The organism is Ruegeria sp. BI11, assembly GCF_056538005.1.
In genome coordinates this window covers 1-19,994 of record NZ_JBQFSM010000006.1, presented here as the reverse complement: position 1 = coordinate 19,994, position 19,994 = coordinate 1, and the positions used below count along the sequence as shown (strand labels likewise).

Sequence of the window (19,994 nt, the reverse complement as noted above, 5' to 3'; positions counted from 1 at the left end):
CCGTATGCGGGCGGCCTAAATTGTGACCGTCCTTCTGCACTTTATTTTCGTTCGGAGCGGCAGAAATACCTCAGTGGGCAAACATTCCTGCAAACCTGTCGCTTCGTGATAGAGCCTTTTGAAACAATCCATTAGAGCCGCCATCGCTGGCCCCGGAATAACTTCAAGAGGGCAACGCAATGAGAACGTCACTCAGGAGACGAAGACATGATCCGCGGTATTCTGAGTAAAAGCCTTGGGACAGGGGCGTTGAAGGTCTCGCAGGCGCTGATGGGTGTCCTTGTGACCATTGTCTTGGCCCGAATTCTTGGTCTTGCTCAGTTCGGTCTTTTCTCCTTCGGCCTGGCCGTGGCTACCGGTCTTGCGATTCCGACAAAGAACGGCATTACAGAACTTGTCGTGCGCGAAGTTTCCCGTGCAGCCGACGCAAACGATCCCGCAAAACTGCATGGCGTTATGCGTTGGATTCTTCTTTTCAGCACCATCTATTGCGTCGTGGTCGGCGGTATCGTTGCGTTTGTCGCTCTAACGTTCTTCCCGACCAGCGATCTCGCGTTTTCAATTGCCATTTCCACACTGCTGCTACCCGGGTTTTCCTTGATGGGAAACTGGTCCGGCGGTTTGCGAGGCCTGGGAAAACCAGTAGAAGCACTCTTTCCCGATACAGTGCTGCGCCCGGTCCTTCTGATCGTTATTTCGCTCTTGCTCAACGTTGTGCTACCCGGAGCGATGACGGCAGCCCACGCTACCTTGGCAATGGTCGCAGCAGTAACTTTGTCCGCAGCGCTTAATCGCTCCCTGTTTTGGCGCAAAGTTCCAGCCGCACTTGCTGCTACAGACAAGGTAAAAATTGAACACCGCGCGTGGCTACGATCTGCTATACCATTTACTGCTATCGGCGGCGTGCAAGTAGCGACACGGCAAGCGGATCTGATCCTACTTGGGCTCTTGATCGGGGAAACGGCGGTTGGCGTCTATCGAATAGCCCTGCAAGGCGCAATGCTGGTAGCTTTTGGGTCGCAGGCCGTGAATGTTGTACTCGCGCCGCGTCTAGCCCAACTGCGCAAAGGTCTGAACCATGACGAGTTAGTCGCCCTACTGCGTACCAGCATCATATTGTCGCTTTGCGTAGCGGTGCCGGGGCTGCTGATTTATGCGGCCTTTGGTGAACAGATATTAGCCCTACTCTTTGGAGTAGATGCCATGGCTGCGCAGATCCCACTGCTGATCCTCTCTGCCGGCAATACTTTGGCCATGTTAAACGGCGCGGTCATCCCATTGCTCAATATGACAGGCAACGAGAATCGTACTCTCTTGTCGTTTGCACTGGCATTGGTTTCTACCATCGTGCTGAATTTGGCACTCATTCCTTTCTTTGGAGCGACCGGCGCTGCCATGGCCGCATTCCTGGCCATCGTTGTCTCAAATCTTGCTCTAAGGCACGCAGCGATTATTAGTCTTGCGATTGACCCGCCTACCACTCTTTTCAGACAAAGGGTTCCGAAAAATGATCACGCCTAAAAGATCTAAACCTACCGCGCTTGTGGTGGGTCCGATGAAGTGCGGCACAAGCTGGATTCACGAGTATTTCGAAAGCCGCGGGGACATCTGTCTTCCAAGTGGCGTCAAGGAGACATTTTATTTCGACAGGTACCATCACCGCGGGCTGGCTTGGTACGAAAAACACTTCAGGCACTTTGACCCTGATCAAAACGTCAAAATCATCGAAGTGGGCCCCTCCCTTTTTCATGTCGCTAGTACCGCCGCCCCGAAGATTGCCGAAGAATTAGGCGATATTCCAATTGTTGTGACCCTGCGCGATCCAGTAAAGCGAGCATGGTCGCACTATCAGCATATGGCCCGTGGCTACACGAAGCTGCCCCTGCAACAAGCGGTGCAAAAGTATCCTGAGATCATTGATGCAAGTCGGTATTCTGAGCACCTGCCAATCTGGAAGGCGCATTTCAGTAGTGTCACCGTTCTTCTACAATCAGATCTGGCCGAAGATCCTGACGGCTATGTAGAGACTCTCTCAAATGGGCTGGGGTTGCCGATCAAAGACGCTGGAATTATGGCCTCGCGGCGCGTCAATGAGGCAACAGCGCCAAGATCGTATGTTCTCGCGCGCATCGGACGTTACAGTGCTCGTGCGCTTCGGTTTATTGGGCTATATTCTGTTGTAAACGCGCTCAAGAGTGCTGGTCTAAAAACGATTTTTTATAGTGGTGGCAAAACAACGAAGCTAGCCCCGACTGACAGCGAATTGAGTTTCCTCGAAGACTTGCTGGCATCTGAACGTCAATTTCTGTCTTCTTACATCTAAGACACGAGATTGAATTGTTGTGTCGGTCGTACTTGAAATCAGGTCCTTGCTCATTGTGTCGCTTCTGATTTAAGCAAAACAATCGCTTTATCCTAAACAACCCGGCCACGAATACAGTGGCCACATGGAGCATTCGTGGATTGCTGTCGGAGATTCAGCTGCTGCCCAATAGCGGGCGACTTACTATAGAACTTGTTGGGAGAACTGGCGGGTCTTTTGGCGCTTAAAATAAAGCAGAACGTCCGCAGCGATGTTTCTGCAGGCGGTTTTGAGACTTTTGGATGCGGGAGTATGATTTACACATCTGACCTACCGCTTATGAGCCTGACTGGGTTTGATCGCTGAACAATTAGTCCAGTGAACTGTTTGCGGATCGAACGGGCTGCCTGTATTCTGGTTGCGGGAGTAGGATTTGGCCTTTGCCGAACGTCAGCGGAACTATTAATCTAACAGGCCAACTTTACGCATGCTCTGGCTGTTTGAATTAATGACCGCATTGGGACGGATGGCAGACCCAGCATTGAAGTGCGCTAAAGATGTCTTGCGGATTTTTCCGCCATTGGCTCGCTTGCGCCGGAGGGCCGCAGACAGGCCAGTTTGGACCTTCGCAACCAAGCTTAGCGGTTTCGGATATACCAATGGAGCTGACTTTTACCCGGGACTACACTTGATACCAGTTTTCGACGTCTCGGGCGACTTCCTCGACTGTGAAAGCAGCCTCTACCTCTGCGACAGCACGTTGCACTTCGTTTGGGCTTGCACTGAGCTCCAAGATGTTCGCATTCAGGTCATGGGCTGATCCGGCATCTGAATAAATCGTATCGACCGCAATTCCGATGGCATTTCGGTGTTGCAGCAGGTGCTCAAAAAACCGCAAATAGATCGTCTCCTCGTACGGGGAGTGAATATCCACCTCAGAGACTAAGCCCAATTCTGCGGCTTTGGCGCATGTCTGGCGCCAAGCCAGTTCCATTGTCGATGGTGGCGCATCTCTGGCCTCATCAGGATGTTTTGGGTTCGCAAACGTAGACCTTCGGATGGCTTCGAGATTGGCGCGCAAGCTCTTTGTGGGAACAGGAAAGATGAATGTGGTTTCCTCGGAAGCTAAGGCTGGTTCAACCTGATCCGGCTGCGCCTGGATGAACTCGGAAAACCTGTTTCCGATGATAGGGACTTCACCGATAATCATGTCTGTGAGGTCGGTTTTCTCTGCCAGCCATCGCGCCAGGGCTCTCCGACCCCACAATCCAGCTGCCCTTCGTATCAACGGATGAGTTCCATCCGAAACATCTGGATACTTTGTTAGTATGTCTTTGGTCTGAAACGCCGCGAGCCCCTTATCCCAACGCATGATATGCACGCGACGTCCCAAGGAGACCGAAATGGATATCTGCTGACGCAACAGGAATGACTTTCCAGATGCTGGTAGTCCGGTGAAGAAAACCATGCGGCAACGACGAGCAGCGTCGGCCAAGTGTCTTCCAATCTCAGTGTCCGCAAAACTGTCGATAGAAATTGCGAATCTCCTAATTCGGTGTCGGCCACAGGCCGAAACGGCAATTGGGCTTTGCTGCCCAAAAACCGTTTCCAGAACGCGACCTTTAAAGCCAACCAGACAATATCAGGTGCAATGCGGGTGACACGCGCACCAATGCTGCCTGATCAGTCAGTTGCGAAGCAATAAAACAGGCCCGCCCCGCCAGAACGTGGCAGATGTTCCTCCCCGCAACCGCGCGAGCCGTGCGATGAGTTCCAGGACAACATGTTTCGGGCATCGTTGAGACCTACACGGTCATGGTGTCCGACAATCGCAGACCCGTCTTCACTATTCGAAGTCCAGTTGCTGCATGTCGTGTCACCACCTGCCGTCGAGAAATATCCAGCGGAATCGGAGCCAGTAAGAATGTCATGTTTGTTCGGCTGACTGCCACGCCCATTGACAGGGTTGCCGTTTTCGTCGAGCGCGGTCTGTAGATTGATATTGACACCGTCACTGTGCAGGTCTTCAACATTGTTGGCGATAAGCTCTCCATTGGCATTATACCAAGGACCCGACCCGATCCGGTCGCGTGCAGATATGCCATTGGTGATTGTCATCGGGTCAGTGCTGCGATCAATGGACATTGAGGTGCTCAGATAGGCCGCAAAAGTTTTCGAAGAACCGGCCGCGGAAGCAAGTGCATTGCAATGAGCATCGGCACCTTCGAGGCCTCCTAGATTGGCACCATCCCCCTTGCCTACACTCGTGATGAAGAACGACATCTCCTCACCTGCCGATTGCGCCTGTGCGGCCGTTGCGAAACAGCAGATTACCAGTGCAGCAACCCCATGAACAGTTGTTCTTTTGGTGAACTTCGACATGTTTGTCTCCCTTCGTGCTGAGTAATCACTGATGCTAGTCGTATGCTCTGATTGGGTCCACGGAATAGCGCTCACGAATTTGGGAACGTGGCAGTGAAGCGCGCGAGACATGTGCTGGTGGAATATCGGTTGGCTCAGACGTATGGCCGACTTTCGTCACCTCCGCAGAAAACAGAAATTTGGGTGCGTCCGACGCTGTCGCTGCGAGTTTTGCGAACGCCCGGTTCGGAGGAGTGCTCTTTCGCTGCGCTGGGATTGAACGCCTAAAACGCGGATACCTATGACTTATTGCACGTACGCGTCTAAGATACATCCATGGTCTCACCTTCAAAGCCAAAGAGCGGCCATGTCCGAGAAAGGGCAACCGAAATGTTGTTTGCTGATGCGCTAGAGAAAGCTTCTTCGTACGCTGCTGCCTGGAGTTCCAACGATCCAGCGCAGGTAGCGGCACATTTCGCTGAAGATGGGGCGGCACGGCTCAATTCCGGCAAAGCAATTCGAGGTCGGGGAGCGATTGCTTCGGATTACGCAGCACCGTTCTTCCGTGATTTTCCTGGTTCTTCTGTGATGCTGCATGATTTTCGTTTATCAGGGAACCACGCTCTCTTCACCGGTATGCTCGTCGGTCCCGGAAAGCGTGAAGATTCTCCTGTTCGCCTGTTGGGCTGGGAGGAGTGGACCCTCGACGAAAATGGCTTGATACAATTGTCTTTGGTTTGGTTCGACCGCGACGACCATGCCAGACAGGGCGGTGGCACTTTCTCATAGTAATATCGCCACGCAAAGCGGGTATTTTAGCATTTGAGAAGGCAGCAAAGCTGATCCTCAGCAAACGAAAACTCGTTTACGTATTCGGTCTAACTATGCGGAATGCACTCGCAGCCAACTGTGACAGGTGCAGTACCTCCTACCAAATGCGTACCCAATTGCGATTGAAGTGAGATGGCAGGTGGGCTCCAATGGCATTCGTTGCCGAGGTGGTCACACAGTCTTCTGCATCTACTGCGGTAGGCGCCAATGTTTGGGTATACATTGTTCCTCGCAGGTGACGGGTTTTCCGACCCTTTCAAAGCGATACCCAGTGGCGTGGAAGCAAATGCGACCGCCGCGACGGTCATTCAGTTCGATGGTCCAGGCAAATTCCGAATATTCTTTTCCGTGGATCCGAACCGGTTCTCTGGACCGGGTAATCCGGTCAATTGGCAGCGGTGTTATGGTCGAGTCCGGAAACGAAAAGCAGACTGACAGATCTGAAACGCCCTCGAAACACAGGTTGACCTGGCAAACGGAAAAACTGAAATGCCCGTTGTCCTGCCTGATCCACTCCTCAATGTGGTCGATATCGAGTATTAGTTCGCTCACCCAGTCATTGTTGTATGGGTCAGGCGAAATCAATTTTAGGGCATAAATGGAATTGTCGTGGAATTCATGACTGACGTCCTGAAAGAGCCTCTGTCCGTTGTCCATCGCAATCACTCGAATCCGAATTTTTGCTGATACGCTCGATCTCAGCGTTTCAGCCAGTTTAAGATGGCACCATGCCAAAGGTAACAACAACGGAAGCTCTTGCAACCCAGATCATTGCTGCATTTGATGGTCTTGATCCACCTGCTGATGATGAACTTCTTCACCCCGAATGTATGGATGACGTGGATATTCTTGAATTCTACGGCGGGGTCAAATGGCATGAGATGACCGATCAAATGATCGTATACAGCTACGCTGCCCCGACGGCTTTCAGCGCCAAAGCCTTTCAGTACTACTTGCCCGCGTATCTGATATGGACTCTGCGAAATTCAGACAGTCCGGAATATGCCGGTGAAAGCATTCTACTTGCACTCGACCCCGGCACATCGAAAGAAATGCTGCATGAGTTCAGGAAGTCCAAGTTCAACCAATTGACGCCTGTACAGAAAGAGGCCGTTTTGAGGTTTCTGTACTATTTCTGCGACCATCCTGATCTCGGTGAATTTGCAGAAGCCGCTTTGGTCAATTACTGGATTGAAAAAGGCGTGTGGTCACCGGTTCGATGATTTTTACATATTTGATGTGGGCCTTCGCAGCGCTTTTTGTCCTAACCGGTTTACCGTTGGCATTAACCGAGAATGAGCAATGGTAACAACTATGGGAAGGAACCAGTGCACGGTCACTTAGACTTTTTGCCATTTCGATGGCAGCGGATGGTTTACTCAGAGGCCAGATAAGATTTCATTTCTCGATTATCCGCCGCTCCAGCCAGCCGCGTTTGTTCTTCAGCGTTATCGCATTGGTGTTCGCAGCCGGCGCCCTTGTCATCATTGCTGCTATATGGGCGATTTTCTTGAAGGATTAGTAGGAATTGCCCAGCACGGTGTGACTTCAGAACCAATGGGCCAATTTAGTCTGAACGAATACGACCTTTGCGATTTCGTTGGTTTGTCAATTTTCCATGCTTTCGAACCAGTCGAACACCATAGTACCCCACTCCATTGAGAAGGAAGTATTGTAGCCTACAGCATTGCACATTCAGCGGGTGCAGACGGAAAAGCCCTAAACCGATCACCCGAGTGGAGCACATGGATGACGGAAGGGTCGGCATAACCTCTGGATGTTTACAACAATCAGAACGGGCAATTGGGCTCAGTGTTGCCGTTCTCCGCAGCAAGCATGATTGGCTGGTCTCAGCCCAAACCAGACATTCAGAGTCGGAATTTGCAAAGTCCGAGGGACGGAATAGGCGGACTTTCTCGCCAATTTAGAGATCATGCAAACTTCATTCAACTTGAGAACCAGTGTGGTAGCTTGATTGAGTGAGTTCATGAGATCAGATCAGTCCAATTGGAGAACGACCATGCGTCATTTCAAGTTACTTCGAACATTGCCGAAAGCGACCATAGCCTTTGTGGCTTCAGTATCGATGGCTTGGGGATGTACTGGCATCATGTTGACGGGGCAGGATGGAAGCATCGTTCGCGCTAGGACCGCCGAGTGGGGGCCGTTCGATCTTGAGACAAAGATCAACATTATTCCCCGAGGTTTCACGTATTCCGCAGGCGAAATGCCAGATGGGCAAGACGGAGCAAACTGGACGGGTCGTTTTGGGATGGTCGGTATCAGCATGCTGGATCATGGAGCTCCCGCAGATGGGATCAACGAAGCTGGATTGACCGCCGGACTGTTTTATCTGCCCGGATTTACCGAGTATCAGGAGTACGATTCTGACCTTGCCGACAACACGATTCCCGGCGATCTGCTCGCCAGCTATGTTCTTTCCCAGTTTGAGACAGTTGAAGAGGCTGCCACCGGGTTAGCGAATGTCCGTGTCGTCGGGGTTGTGGATGAGACACTCGGATTTCCCTTCCCATTTCATATGTTGGTTGCTGACCGGTTCGGCGGAAGGATCGTTGTTGAGTACATTGATGGCGAACTGACGATTTTCGATGCTCCGCTTGGGGTGATCACCAATTCGCCAAACTACGATTGGCACATGACCAACCTAAACAACTACGTAAACCTGTCGGCACTCGGGCTTCCGGAAGTTGAGGCAAGCGGCGTGACCTTCGCGCCCCTTGGCGCCGGGAGCGGCATGATAGGGCTGCCTGGTGACTTCACACCCCCATCCCGGTTTGTCCGTGCGGTCGCCTTTTCCCAAACAGCGCGGGAGACGCATGGCGGCTATGACACCGTGCGCGAGGCGTTCCGTATACTGGACAACTTCAACATTCCTGCCGATGCAGCGGAGGGCGCGCAAGACGATGTGCAATCGGATGACCTGCTTTACAGCGCAACACAGATCACGACCGCTGCGGACTCCTTGAACCTCGTCTACTACTATCACACGATGTACGACAGAACGGTGCACATGGTTGATATGAAGCAGATTGACTTCGGAGCCATGGGAAACACAATGATCGTCTTTGAGACCAGCGGTGATCGCGAACCCACGTTGGTCGATGTGACCCCGACGAATTGACGCGATACCACGCGGGCCATGGCGGCATCATCGCTGGCTGCGGCCCAAAACAAGTTCGAAATAGAGGACTTTCCGCCCCAGCGAAACTAGCAGTGTTGGGCTCGAAGTCGCGTTCGCCACTGTTCGCAATAGTGACTGGAGCAGTCCAAACCGGACTTTCACTACTGAGCTTTGCAAGTCCTGGAACAGACTTGGCGGATAGTCGGTTAGCTGGTTCAAAAAACTCTAATTCAAACTAGATTTTGTCGAGCTCAAAGCAGACATTGCGAAGTCCAAGTGCGCGTCGGCGTGCGTCTTGGCAACCAATGGCAGAAGCTCTCTCGCCAGCGACTTGGCGTCCCTATCATCGCCACGCAACTGGGACAGGCGTACTTGATCGGCAAGGATTTCAACCAGTAGCCCTGCGTAAAGATCAGTAACCGAGCAGCACCTCTCCCGTGAGTGCGCCAGCCATTTGCCCGCCTCGGAATAGTTCTTCGCATCGACTTGGACCAAGGCAAGGGATCGAGCTGCTGCTGCCTGCCAACAAGGATCGCCGAGTTGATTGCTGAGAGCGAGGGCTTCTTCAAGATCATTCAATGTGGAATTGCTTACTTCGTGCAAGGCGAGCCTGACCTCTGCGAGAAGCGAAACGGCCCACGGTCGGAAAGCAAGCCAGCGAGTGCCATCACAAAGATCCAAACATTGAGTCAGCCAGTCTCGGGCCTCATGCGCGCGGCCTGCACGAAGCACACCCCGCGCACCAATACCCAGGGCCCAGATTTCGCGTCGGTGATTACCCGCTGTGCGGGCGAGTTCAAGTGCCTGTTGGAAGTGTGATACACCAAGCTCCACTTTCCCCCAATCAACCAGATTGAAACCAATGAAAGCATGGATGCTTGCCAAGCAGTCTTCGTTGCTCTTTGCATATCCGAGCGCGTCTTCAAGGTATCGCGCAGCCGATGGCCGCCGACCGGAAAGAGCTTCGCTATAACCCAGTTCACAGAGAGCCTGCGCTGCAATCTCCGAAGACCCGATCCTGATGGCGAGATCGGCTGCGCTCTGAAGCGCGAGTGCACCCTCGTCATCGAAGCCACGGATTGCGTGGATCAACGATGTGCCCAGTTCTTGAAGCGCCAAGGCTTGTAAATAGTCATTGCGAGCGTCTTCAGCGTCTTCCGCCGCGCGCCTCAAACAATCAATTCCGGCATCCACGGCACCGGCTGAAACCGCCGCCTTTCCAGACTTAATTAGCGCATCTATCGAGGCGTTCTTTGATACCCCTTGTGGCGCGCCCGCTATGGACTTCCGTGCGGCAATCCGCAACGCCGGCGAGGGCTTCTCGCCCGTTTCTTGCAGAATGCGCGCCTCGGTCGCGTCGACATGTGCAACGGCTGCAACCATCTCGCCGGAGGTGGCAAGGCACTTGACGAGAATGATGTGAGCAGATTCGTCGAGAGGACGACATGTGACTGCCCTTTCAGCGAGAGTGCGGGCCTTCGGATAATTGCCCGCAGACAACGCGCGCATGCTTTCTCGCCGGAGCAGGCCGTACAACTCGCTGGTTAAGTGCTCACGCTCTATCATCAACCAGGTTTCAAATTCTGCACAGGAGGCGGGTTCAACTCCGTCAAGGAAACGGGTTGAGTCCGTTTCCGGAACTTCCCCAGCAACCAGCATCCAAACATCTACATAGCTATCTGCCGGCAGGTTGAGCGTAATGGGATCACCCTGCAACGTCTCTGCGCCCAAAGCCTTTCGAAGAGAGGCCAAGCACCAGCGCAACGCTCCAAGCGGGTCGTCTACATCGGCGAAAATCTCGGCCGCTAGTTCGCGGCGACCCAACGGACGTCTGGCTCTCAGCAGCCGCGCCAATACTGCCCAGGGCTGATGCCCTGGAACCGTGCATTCAATTCCGTCGCTAGCGATGATCCTTGGCTTGCCAATCAAGTGTATCTGCAAATGCGCCTATCCCTTTCATTCTTACATTTGCTTCTAACACAACGACCGTGTGAGAATGCGTGAGAAAGAAAATTCGAGAAATTTGCTACCACACACGCCGCCACTCATGGCGCCCCCTAAAACTGCCTTTCATTCAACCAAGCAATGGAAAGGAAGACTAATGCCGATGTTTCTCGTAGAGCGGAATATCCCCGGTGCCGACACGCTCACGCAAGAAGAACTCAGGGACATTTCCGCAAAATCCAACAGCGTCGTGGAAAATCTCGGTGTGCCCTATACTTGGCATCGGACCTATGCAGCTGGTGACAAGCTTTATTGCGTCCATGAAGCCGACAATGCGGAGGCAATCTATAGCCACGCAAAGAACGGTGGGTTTCCCGCCGACTTGGTGGTCGAGATAAAGAATATCTTTGGACCCGAGACCACCGCCGCTTAGAAACCAAAACTTGACTGAGGCTGATAGAAATCAGCCTCCTAAAGCGCCAGCCGACAACATACACCTGCGCCTCAAAATTGCGACGGTTTGGGCAAAACTTGCACGGGGGCTCCGCCTTGCCGTTTCTGCGGTCATCACGGTTGGCTGGTCGCAGCCCAATCCCGACATTCATCACCGAGCTTTGCAAACTCCGACATGCGCAACATTGCTGCCGCCCCCGAGGCCAAGACAAAGTCAGCTAAGGACACACTCATCTCACATGTTCGCTGCCTCAGCCACTCGTATCTTTATATCTTTTCTCTGCGTCCATGCTTCCATGTTTTGCTGTACGAACTGATCGATAGAGGTTGGTTGTGATCCGGTCAGCTTCAGTACACTGTTAGTGACGCGATCCTCTGACCCGCCAGCAATTACACCGTCCATTGCCGCCAGAGTTCTTGCGTATTCTTCCGGCAATCCGAGGCTTTGATGACGCTCTGCCAGTTCATCGACGGTTAGGCGATGATGGGTGATCTTCCGCCCCAATTGATCGCTCAGTCTTTCGGCAACGACATCATAAGAAATCGCTTCCGGGCCAGTGAGTATATAGCCAGTGTTTTCGACTGATGGAGTGACCAGCAGCGCCGTTGCACAGGCTGCTATATCGCCAGCGTCGATAAAGCCAACTCGGCCGTCCTCTGTCGCTGTGTAGATGGCGGACTCTTCGCGAATGGGATCTCGGTGATGAAGCTCTGAGAAGTTCTGCATGAACCAGGTTGGACGCAAAACGGCCCATTCTGGTGCGTTGGAGCGCAGCCAGGCGTGAACTTCACCCATCATGGGTCCGCCTTCATCTAAAGAAGAGGCACTGAGTAGCACGAAGCGTTGGACACCCGCGACAAGTGCCGCCTCAAGACCGGGCTGCATTGCTCCCAGTGAATCCACCGTGTCTGTTGGTGCTACGAGGTAGACAGCCCTGACGCCTTCGAGAGCATCCGTGAACGTAGACGGATCGCTCCAGCCGAAGCGCACGTCGTTTTTGTTCTGTGGGCTGCGTGTTCCCACCCTGGGGGCCAGCCCTTTTGCACGTAGCTGTTTGACGACGCGGCTTCCCGTTTTTCCGGTGCCGCCAGTGACAAGAATGGAACTAGTCATCAATAAAACCTTCCAGCTTGGACTTAAGAACTTCGACGCCGCCGACTGCGTTCAGCAGAACCAGAGGATTCCAGTAGTCGCGATAGCGCGTGATACGTCCGTTTTGGACCTCGATGACCGAGATGTAATTCTGGTCGTAGCGCCCGGCCTCGCCTTTACCTTTGCAAGAGAACTCCAAAACAAAGGTTTCACCGTCTTTGGCAACATGGGTGACTGCCGGGCTCATGGATTCAAAGCTGATGAGGCCCCCGGCTATTGGCAGATAAGCGGCCATCGTGTCTCGGCCGCGGAGTTCTCGCACCGAGCCTTCTGGCGAAAACGGGAACTCGAACACGATGCCTTCGTCACACATGTCCAGAAAGTTTTCGCCTGCTTCTGCGATGATTGCATCTCCGAGGGCGCCGCGCAGCATCGCGCCAAAGCTGGGTATGTTATTCGATTCAGACATGATCTCCTTACCTCTTGTTGTTTTCTTTACGGGAGGGTTGTTCTGTGAGTGATGGCTTGGCTTATGTCGCTTTTCCAAACTGCATGATAAGGACACCCGAAATCGACAGCACAGCACCAGTGATGCGATAGAAGTCTGCTGGTCGAGGAGCGTTTCCAAGAAGCCCGTTCTGGTCCAGGATGAGTGCCATCGTCATTTGTCCTGCGACAACAGCAGCAACAAAAGCGGCGGCCCCAAAGCGTGGGATCAGAGCCATGGTCGCCATCACGTAAATGACACCGATCACACCTCCTACCCACGCCCAGGGAGGAGCCGCATATAGTGATGATAAGCTTGGCAATGTCGGACGGAGCCAAGCGACCCCAACCATCAGGCAAACGAATGAAACTCCAAATGACAACAAGGTTGCCCAGAGCGGGTGACCAGCCGCGCGGCTGAGCTCTGCGTTCATTCCGGCATGGATGGGTATCAAGGCCCCGCAAAGCAAAGGCGCAAACCACAGAATTGCGATTTTCGGGTCCATCTTCGCGTCCTTTCCACAAGTGCCAAAATTGGGTTGCAGTATTTAGGGGTTTGCCCCAAACTGCGTCGGAACGGTACTGTCTCGTCCTACATAAAGGAGAATCACGATGGAACGCAATAGTTCCGACGTAAAAAATTCTGATCGGCCGCGTCGGAAGCCGGCCGGGGCTGCCGTTTTGCAAGACACGGTGACGGATTCAATTCAACGCGCATTGTTCGAAGAATGGGCGGAAACCGGGTATTCTGCCCTGCGTATGGAGCGGATTGCGGTGCGGGCTGGTGTTGGGAAAGCTGCGCTTTATCGCAGGAGCAAATCCAAGTTTGAACTGGTGACCGAAGCGGTAAAGTCGACAGCAACGAATATCACGCCTATTCCGGACACAGGATCATTTGAAGGCGATGTTCTCAGGTTGATGCACCGGATGGCAGCCACGCTGCGGCACCCGCTTGTGCGACGCATTCTGCCGGACCTCCATGCGGAGCATGCTCGCTCAGATGAGCTTGCTGAACTTCTGGAAAGCGTGACGCGGGATCGCCGGGCCCAGGCAATGGTCATGTTGGAAAGAGCAGTTGAGCGCGGTGAACTGAATGCAGACGTGGATAGGGGTGCGGTGTTGGATATGTTCATCGCGCCGATCTATTGGCACGTGATCGTTCAGCACAGGCGGGTGACGTCCGCTGACATCAGGCGGTTTTCAGGCCTCGTGCTAAGTGTTTCGAAGTGAGCGCATGTCCAACGTTCAAAGAAATGACCGGCCCATTGGAGTCGGCCATTCTAATTTTTCAGGGTGGTCTTGTTGTAGTTGGGTGGATTAGGCCGCCAAAGCGACCGAGTCCTTACCGGCAGGGAGCCGAAGTGGGCATGTGCTGTCGGTGGCGGCTCTCCAGACTGCCTGAACAACGTCCTCGGAGAAGGTGAATTCCTTCCCGTCTGCATTCATGAAAGCCGCCATGGTCTGCTCGACGAATGGCCTGTAGTCTTCAGGCGTTTCATTGGCTTCTGACATCAGTGCCATTGCGTTCTTGCCAAAATTCGTCGTTGGGGCCTGACCTGGTAGAACGATGTGGGCGCGAATGCCAAGAGGGGCCAGTTCAAGGGCAAGACATTCGGTGAAGGCGTTCACTGCGGCCTTGCTTGCTGTGTAGGCCGAAGCCTGCGGCAGCGGTTTGAGTGTGACGCTGGAAGAGACATTCACGATCACCCCTGATCCCGTGGCGCGCATTTGTGGCAGCACGGCACGGACCATTTCCATGGTGCCGAACGTGTTGGTCTCAAAAATTCGGCGCAGGTTATCTTCTGATGTGCCCTCGAAAGGGGAAAGCCAGCCGACGCCTGCATTGTTCACCAAAGCGTCGATGGGGCCCGCAGCTTCCACTGCCTTTGTGATGCTCTCGCTATCCGAGATATCCAATGGCAGGATCGTCAAACGATCCGAGGCCGGGAATAGTGCTTCATCTGGCTTACGCATTGTTGCGATAACCGACCATCCCCGTTCGAGAAAGAAGCGCGCAGTCTCCAGCCCAAATCCCGAAGAACATCCTGTAATCAATACGGTCTTCATGACGTTGTCTCCTATTCGTTGATGCCTTGAAAGTAACCAACGTGGGAGGTATTATATATAATCAATCATCCATTATTTGTTATTGATGGTCCAAAATGGCAGATCCATTCTCTGAAATCATCTCCCTGCTACAACCTAAAGCGTCCTATTCCAAACTGGTGCACGCATCGGGGCCGTTTCGGGTTCATCGTGAGGATGTAAACGAGGCCTTCTACTGCTCACTTCTTACCGGACGTGCGTGCCTGGAGGTCGAGGGGAAAGAGCCCCTGGCTTTGAATGCGGGTGATTTTGTGCTGATCCCAGCGGTCAAGTCATTCACCTTCTCAAGCATGGATCCTCCACCACCCGCTGATTTGGTCAACCACCCGGTGGAGGGTAAAGACGGAGTTTTCCAGCTTGGGGCGGCTGATGCGGATCCAGAGGTTCAACAACTCGTAGGCCACTGCACCTTTGCCAGCCCTGACGCTGATTTATTGATCTCTCTACTGCCAGATCTGATCTTTGTCCGCGGTGAGGGTCGGTTGGCTGCGCTTACGGGGCTTGTTCGCGATGAAGCTCGCGCAAACCGGCCGGCGCGAGATGTGATCGTCGAGAACCTATTGCAAGTCCTACTGATCGAAGCCTTCCGGTCTGGCGCGGACCCGGCACCGGCTTCTGGCCTTTTACGTGGATTGGCAGACATGCGAGTTGGACCCAGTTTGCGAGCCATGCACGCGGCCCCGGCTCACAGCTGGACTGTTCAAGCTCTTGCAACCGAAGCCGGGCTTTCTCGATCTGCATTCTTCACACGGTTTGAAGGGCTCATGGGAATGCCACCAATGAGCTATTTGCAGAATTGGCGGATGACATTGGCAAAACACATGCTCCGGGCGGGTAATCTCAGTATTGCTGAAATCTCCGCTCAGACCGGATATGGGTCCTCCAGTGCCTTCAGCACCGCATTCTCCCGCTATGTTGGATGCCCTCCCGCACGTTACTCAAAGACAAATCTACTGGAAGCTTCGGGGTAGGTCCTCGACGGTCAAAACAGATTCCGAACTACCGTTGGAACGCTCATTCACATACTGACGCGGCGGGCGACCCATCACTCTTTTGAAAGCCGTGTTAAATGCGTTTTCGGACTTATATCCGAAGGCATCAGCGACGGTCGCTATGGTGCATCGGGATGACAGGAGTTGGTCGCTCGCTTTGATCATTCGAAGAACAGCAAGATATTCCATGGGACTTTGTCCCGCAGCTTCTTGGAAGCGCCTCGCAAATACTGATCTCGACATACTTGCGACTTCAGCCAATTCGCCCAGTGTCCATTTCTTGCCGGGATCACTGTGCATTGCAGTCAGCGCCAAAGCTAAGCGTGTGTCAGCGAGTGCCTTAAGCCAGCTCAGTTGGGTATCCTTCTCCGCATGATGATGACGCAGGGTCTGGATCAGGACCACGTGCGAGAGGTGATGAGCAACCAAGGCACTACCCGGACGAGCATCAGCTAGCTCTTCCAGGATCAATCCTACTGAGTGAACCAGATGGGCGGCGATCTCTTCTTGCGCCGGAATAACCATAATCGACGGCAGCATCGAAATGAGCCTGAATGCGTGAGCTTGAGAGACGGTAAAGCGGCAACTTGCAATCATTGTGCCCCCGCCACCGTTGATAACCGCTGGCTCCTTTGAAAGTGGCGCTGTCAGAAGCTGCTCTACGGGTTCGGCTTCAAGAGAAGGATCGGTCTTGATCGCAAAAGGACGACCCGTCGGTAGGATAAAAAAGTCGCCTTCCCTAACCAGAACGGGTTCTTTGCGGCCCTCAACAGAGACCCAGGCATCACCAGAAATCATGGCGTTGCATTTCAGAGCACCCGCCTGATCGGGAAAGCCAATCGCAGAGGGATGCCCAAGGTCGAGAAGACCTGCCAGATGGCTCTGAGGTTTCAGGATGGAGAGGATGTCAGAAAGAGGGTCCACGTGATCTCTGCCGATTTGGAATGTATCGGAACTCTATCAGCTTGAAGCCATTCCTCCAAGAGATTGGGACGATTGCGAAGACATTCGAGACATTCAATTATTGATAACGCCATTTTCGCCGATACATTTAATGGCAAAAAACCTGAGCCGCTGCGCAGGTTTCAACACTTCATAGGAGATATCAATGCGCGTTTTTTTAACCGGAGCCACTGGCTATGTCGGATCTGCCGTCGTCCGCGAACTATTGGATCACGACCATTCGGTCATCGGGTTGGCTCGCTCAGAATCCTCCGCCGAGGCCTTGAAAAAAGTCGGTGCTGAGGCACACCACGGCGACCTTGAGGATCTGGACAGCTTGCGCACAGGCGCCGCTCAGGCAGACGCTGTGATCCACCTTGGTTTCAACCACGACTTCTCGAAATTCGCAGAGAACTGCGCTCATGATGCCGAAGTGATCCGTGCAATCGGAAGCGAGTTGGCAGACTCTGACCGGCTGTTCCTCGCGACATCCGGCACAGCGATACTGACGCTAGGTGTTGAGTCCAAGGAAGCAGACCTTGCTCCGACGGGCGACATGGTAAACCCCCGCGTAGCGACTGAATACGCAGGCGCGGATATAGCGCAGAAAGGTGTGAAGATTGCTGCTGTGCGACTCGCTCCTTCGGTACACGGCGCAGGCGATCATGGCTTTGTCCGGATGCTGGCGGACATCGCAGCGCAAAATGGTGAATGCGCTTACATCGACGAAGGACAAAACCGCTGGTGCGCCGTCCATCGCCTGGATGCAGCACGACTTTACCGGCTGGCTTTGGAGCGCAACGAAGGTGGCATTCATTACCACGGTGTTGCCGAAGAAGGCGTGCGTTTCAAGGATATCGCCGAGGCCCTTGGTCGCAGTCTGGGGTTACCAGTCTCGTCCAAAACCGGTGACGATGCGCAAGCCTATTTTGACTGGTTCAGTTTCATGGCTGCTTCAGACAGTCCGGCATCGAGCACATGGACCCAAGAGGTCCTGAACTGGTCTCCATCAGAGCCAAGTCTCATTGCAGACATTGATGCTGGACTCTACAGCTCATCGAAGGATTAAGGAGGAAAAGGGTAGATAGGCATCAGATTTCAGCTTGGACGTCTGCCGGATTGTAATTCTGATAGCTACCATTCGCGCTAGGTGAGATTGATAGCTATCTCCGCACTTCCGCCATTTGGTCAGAAAAGCATAGCTTTCCGAGAGGAGTGTCTTAGACGACACCGCCATTGGCACGCAGTGTTTGACCACTGATCCAACGGCCATCCGGTCCGGCCAGAAGCGAAACAGCAGCAGCGATGTCTTCGGGCGTTCCGAGCCGGCCAAACGGGTTCATCTTCTTGATGTTTTCAATCAATGCTTCGGGTTTTCCATTGATAAACAAGTCGGTCCCAACCGGCCCCGGCGCGACGGTATTAACGGTGATGTCACGTGAGCCCAGTTCTTTGGCCAGCACATGGGTCATCGCTTCCACCGCAGCTTTTGTTGCCGCATAGACCCCGTAGGTCGGCTGATAGAGCCCGACAACACTGGAAGACAGGCTGACAATCGCGCCACCTTTGTTCATGCGGTTGGCAGCCTCGCGCATGCCGCGAAAGACACCGCCAATGTTGATGGCGCAGTGAGCCTCGAAGTCAGCATCGGAAGTAGATGCAACTGCGCTCAGGCGCATTATACCCGCGTTGTTGACCAGAACATCGACAGAGCCGAATTCCTGTTCAGCCGCATCGAACAAACTTGGCATGCAGGATGGGTCAGAAATGTCACCCTGAACTGCGATTGCTTGGCCGCCAGCTTTTTTGATCGCGTCTACAATCTCGTTCGCTCCGACCGCATCACTTGCATAGTTGGCAATGATTGTGTGGCGATCCTGAGCCAGGCGGAGTGCGATGGCTGCACCAATCCCTTTGCTGGCGCCAGTCACAATTGCAGTTCGTTGTCCGTGTACCATGTCAATCTCCTTTCTGTTTGAAGCGAAGATAGACGGAGAATTGATCCAGATAATGTGTCTTGAATTGGAATGACAATTCGGTAAAAGCGAACAATGATCGATAGACTTGAAACCATGCGCCTGTTTGTTCGGGTGCTGGAACGCGGCAGCTTCACAAAGGCAGCTTCTGACCTGAACATTCCGCGGTCTACCGCAAGTGAAGCCATCCAGAGGCTGGAGCGTGACCTTGGTAGTCGGCTGCTGGATCGAACGACACGCCATGTTTCTCCAACACCGGATGGGCAAGCCTATTACCAAAGATGCGCGTCCATTTTGGGTGATATTGAAGAAGCTGAAGGCGCATTGCGTGGGCACGAACCGTCAGGTCTGCTTCGCATTGATGCCCCCGGTACGCTGACGCGGGTCTTTCTTCTACCTCACCTGACTGATTTCCTTGCAAAGTATCCCAAGATCACCCTTCAACTCGGTCAGACCGAGCGCCTGGTGGATCTGGTGCGCGAGGGCGTTGATTGCGTCATCCGCGCCGGCATTCCTGATGATAGCGGAATGATCACGCGACACCTGACAGACCTTCCGGAGATCACCTGTGCAAGCCCGGAGTATCTGGCCAAGTTTGGCACTCCCACGTCGGTAGACGATCTGAAAGGTCATCAGATGGTCGGCTTCCTGTCTTCGCGCACTGGCGCCGTATTGCCGCTGGAGTTCAAGATCGGTGGCAAGCTTAAGGAAGTTACGTTGCCAGCGCTGGTTACAGCAAATGACGCAGACACAGTGCATGAGTTGATCCGAGAAGGGTTCGGGATTGGACAAGCTCCGAAATATCGTTTTCTGGAAGACTTGAGAGCGGGACGCCTTGTAGAAGTTTTACCGGATGCGCCACCATCGCCAACCCCGTTGGCTGCATTTTACCCACAGAATCGACAACTCTCCCCGCGCGTCCGGGTTTTCCTCGATTGGGTCGTTCGCATTTTTGACAAGGCCGCGCTTTGACCAAATGTTTAGGGCCGTCCGCTCGACTTTGCAAAGTCAGCTTTCTGCGCATCGCCGACATTGTTGCGCCAAGCAGCATCGGTTGATTTGGGCTCATCGCTGACGTTCTCTGCAAATAGGAGCAATGCCTGTTCTGGCGGCCAAAGCGACCGTTCGTTCAGCACGCGTAAATTTCCGCTACACTGCGAGGTTCAGTCCCGCAGCGCAAAGGACCATCAAGCACTAGCCGTCAAACGTGTTACGATCCAACATGAACGGGATGGCGTGCAGATCGAGTTGGAGGGTGCCCTGCTTGCTTCCAGAGTGCTTCCAGTGGCTACGCGCCGAATGCAGAAAGCCCCGCGAGTTGCGAGGGTAAATGTATGATATACTGTGCTAAAGTTGGTTGCGGGAG

General features: G+C 53.6%; 20 protein-coding genes. 10 read left to right on the top strand and 10 right to left on the bottom strand.

The genetic code is table 11. The features are described 5' to 3' along the window. The first annotated feature begins 207 nt into the window (after positions 1–207). Both ACR0DT_RS13915 and ACR0DT_RS13910 read left to right on the top strand, forming a co-directional pair. Positions 208–1,521 (top strand): oligosaccharide flippase family protein, encoded by a 1,314-nt coding sequence (locus ACR0DT_RS13915; RefSeq protein ID WP_480711324.1) that lies wholly within the window; start codon positions 208–210, stop codon positions 1,519–1,521. After that, positions 1,508–2,323 carry a sulfotransferase domain-containing protein gene (locus ACR0DT_RS13910; RefSeq protein WP_480711323.1) on the top strand — a complete coding sequence of 272 codons (816 nt, stop codon included), beginning with the start codon at positions 1,508–1,510 and terminating at the stop codon, positions 2,321–2,323. The genes ACR0DT_RS13915 and ACR0DT_RS13910 overlap by 14 nt, the downstream gene beginning before the upstream one ends. A gap of 661 nt (positions 2,324–2,984) precedes the next feature. Here ACR0DT_RS13910 and ACR0DT_RS13905 read toward each other — a convergent pair. After that, positions 2,985–3,797: a DEAD/DEAH box helicase family protein gene (locus ACR0DT_RS13905; protein ID WP_480711322.1), complete on the bottom strand. Its 813-nt coding sequence runs from the start codon at positions 3,795–3,797 to the stop codon at positions 2,985–2,987. A 188-nt stretch (positions 3,798–3,985) separates the two neighbouring features. After that, on the bottom strand, positions 3,986–4,684 hold the full coding sequence (locus ACR0DT_RS13900) for a hypothetical protein (protein ID WP_480711321.1): 699 nt from the start codon (positions 4,682–4,684) through the stop codon (positions 3,986–3,988). 369 nt (positions 4,685–5,053) lie between these two features. Here ACR0DT_RS13900 and ACR0DT_RS13895 point away from each other — a divergent pair, with 369 nt between their 5' ends. The 3 genes from ACR0DT_RS13895 to ACR0DT_RS13885 all read left to right on the top strand — a co-directional run bounded on the left by ACR0DT_RS13895 (position 5,054) and on the right by ACR0DT_RS13885 (position 8,636). Continuing rightward, entirely contained in the window at positions 5,054–5,452 is a 399-nt protein-coding gene (locus ACR0DT_RS13895) for a nuclear transport factor 2 family protein (RefSeq protein ID WP_480711320.1), read from the top strand. A gap of 770 nt (positions 5,453–6,222) precedes the next feature. After that, complete coding sequence (locus tag ACR0DT_RS13890; RefSeq protein WP_480711319.1) at positions 6,223–6,717, top strand: DUF6714 family protein; 495 nt, start codon at positions 6,223–6,225, stop codon at positions 6,715–6,717. A gap of 797 nt (positions 6,718–7,514) precedes the next feature. Then, positions 7,515–8,636, top strand: coding sequence for a linear amide C-N hydrolase (locus ACR0DT_RS13885; RefSeq protein ID WP_480711318.1), 1,122 nt, complete (start codon positions 7,515–7,517; stop codon positions 8,634–8,636). A gap of 225 nt (positions 8,637–8,861) precedes the next feature. Here ACR0DT_RS13885 and ACR0DT_RS13880 read toward each other — a convergent pair whose 3' ends face one another. Next, positions 8,862–10,577, bottom strand: coding sequence for an AfsR/SARP family transcriptional regulator (locus ACR0DT_RS13880; RefSeq protein ID WP_480711317.1), 1,716 nt, complete (start codon positions 10,575–10,577; stop codon positions 8,862–8,864). A 160-nt stretch (positions 10,578–10,737) separates the two neighbouring features. Here ACR0DT_RS13880 and ACR0DT_RS13875 point away from each other — a divergent pair, with 160 nt between their 5' ends. Further along, complete coding sequence (locus tag ACR0DT_RS13875; RefSeq protein ID WP_480711316.1) at positions 10,738–11,013, top strand: DUF4242 domain-containing protein; 276 nt, start codon at positions 10,738–10,740, stop codon at positions 11,011–11,013. 255 nt (positions 11,014–11,268) lie between these two features. Here the strand turns inward: ACR0DT_RS13875 and ACR0DT_RS13870 are convergent, their stop codons facing one another. The 3 genes from ACR0DT_RS13870 to ACR0DT_RS13860 all read right to left on the bottom strand — a co-directional run bounded on the left by ACR0DT_RS13870 (position 11,269) and on the right by ACR0DT_RS13860 (position 13,118). Next, positions 11,269–12,147, bottom strand: coding sequence for an ergot alkaloid biosynthesis protein (locus tag ACR0DT_RS13870; protein ID WP_480711315.1), 879 nt, complete (start codon positions 12,145–12,147; stop codon positions 11,269–11,271). Further along, positions 12,140–12,595: a nuclear transport factor 2 family protein gene (locus tag ACR0DT_RS13865; RefSeq protein ID WP_480711314.1), complete on the bottom strand. Its 456-nt coding sequence runs from the start codon at positions 12,593–12,595 to the stop codon at positions 12,140–12,142. The genes ACR0DT_RS13870 and ACR0DT_RS13865 overlap by 8 nt, the downstream gene beginning before the upstream one ends. Before the next feature lie 61 nt (positions 12,596–12,656). Further along, complete coding sequence (locus ACR0DT_RS13860) at positions 12,657–13,118, bottom strand: DMT family transporter (protein ID WP_480711313.1); 462 nt, start codon at positions 13,116–13,118, stop codon at positions 12,657–12,659. A 106-nt stretch (positions 13,119–13,224) separates the two neighbouring features. Between ACR0DT_RS13860 and ACR0DT_RS13855 the strand changes: the two genes are divergently transcribed. Then, a complete protein-coding gene (locus ACR0DT_RS13855; RefSeq protein WP_480711312.1) occupies positions 13,225–13,842 on the top strand; it encodes a TetR/AcrR family transcriptional regulator in 618 nt (205 codons plus the stop codon). A gap of 87 nt (positions 13,843–13,929) precedes the next feature. Here the strand turns inward: ACR0DT_RS13855 and ACR0DT_RS13850 are convergent, their stop codons facing one another. Next, positions 13,930–14,679: an SDR family oxidoreductase gene (locus ACR0DT_RS13850; protein WP_480711311.1), complete on the bottom strand. Its 750-nt coding sequence runs from the start codon at positions 14,677–14,679 to the stop codon at positions 13,930–13,932. Positions 14,680–14,774: 95 nt separating this feature from the next. Here ACR0DT_RS13850 and ACR0DT_RS13845 point away from each other — a divergent pair, with 95 nt between their 5' ends. Beyond that, positions 14,775–15,689, top strand: coding sequence for an AraC family transcriptional regulator (locus ACR0DT_RS13845; RefSeq protein ID WP_480711310.1), 915 nt, complete (start codon positions 14,775–14,777; stop codon positions 15,687–15,689). Here ACR0DT_RS13845 and ACR0DT_RS13840 read toward each other — a convergent pair. Further along, positions 15,669–16,634, bottom strand: coding sequence for an AraC family transcriptional regulator (locus ACR0DT_RS13840; protein ID WP_480711309.1), 966 nt, complete (start codon positions 16,632–16,634; stop codon positions 15,669–15,671). The two genes, ACR0DT_RS13845 and ACR0DT_RS13840, sit on opposite strands and share 21 nt — an antisense overlap. A gap of 184 nt (positions 16,635–16,818) precedes the next feature. Between ACR0DT_RS13840 and ACR0DT_RS13835 the strand changes: the two genes are divergently transcribed. Then, positions 16,819–17,721, top strand: a complete 903-nt coding sequence (locus ACR0DT_RS13835; RefSeq protein WP_480711308.1) for an SDR family oxidoreductase — start codon at positions 16,819–16,821, stop codon at positions 17,719–17,721. Positions 17,722–17,872: 151 nt separating this feature from the next. Here ACR0DT_RS13835 and ACR0DT_RS13830 read toward each other — a convergent pair whose 3' ends face one another. Next, positions 17,873–18,610: an SDR family oxidoreductase gene (locus ACR0DT_RS13830; RefSeq protein ID WP_480711307.1), complete on the bottom strand. Its 738-nt coding sequence runs from the start codon at positions 18,608–18,610 to the stop codon at positions 17,873–17,875. Positions 18,611–18,703: 93 nt separating this feature from the next. On the opposite strand from ACR0DT_RS13830, the gene ACR0DT_RS13825 reads away from it, so the two are divergent. Next, positions 18,704–19,600: a LysR family transcriptional regulator gene (locus tag ACR0DT_RS13825; protein ID WP_480711306.1), complete on the top strand. Its 897-nt coding sequence runs from the start codon at positions 18,704–18,706 to the stop codon at positions 19,598–19,600. A gap of 8 nt (positions 19,601–19,608) precedes the next feature. On the opposite strand, the gene ACR0DT_RS13820 is transcribed toward ACR0DT_RS13825, so the two are convergent. Next, a complete protein-coding gene (locus ACR0DT_RS13820; protein ID WP_480711305.1) occupies positions 19,609–19,764 on the bottom strand; it encodes a hypothetical protein in 156 nt (51 codons plus the stop codon). Positions 19,765–19,994 lie beyond the last annotated feature (230 nt).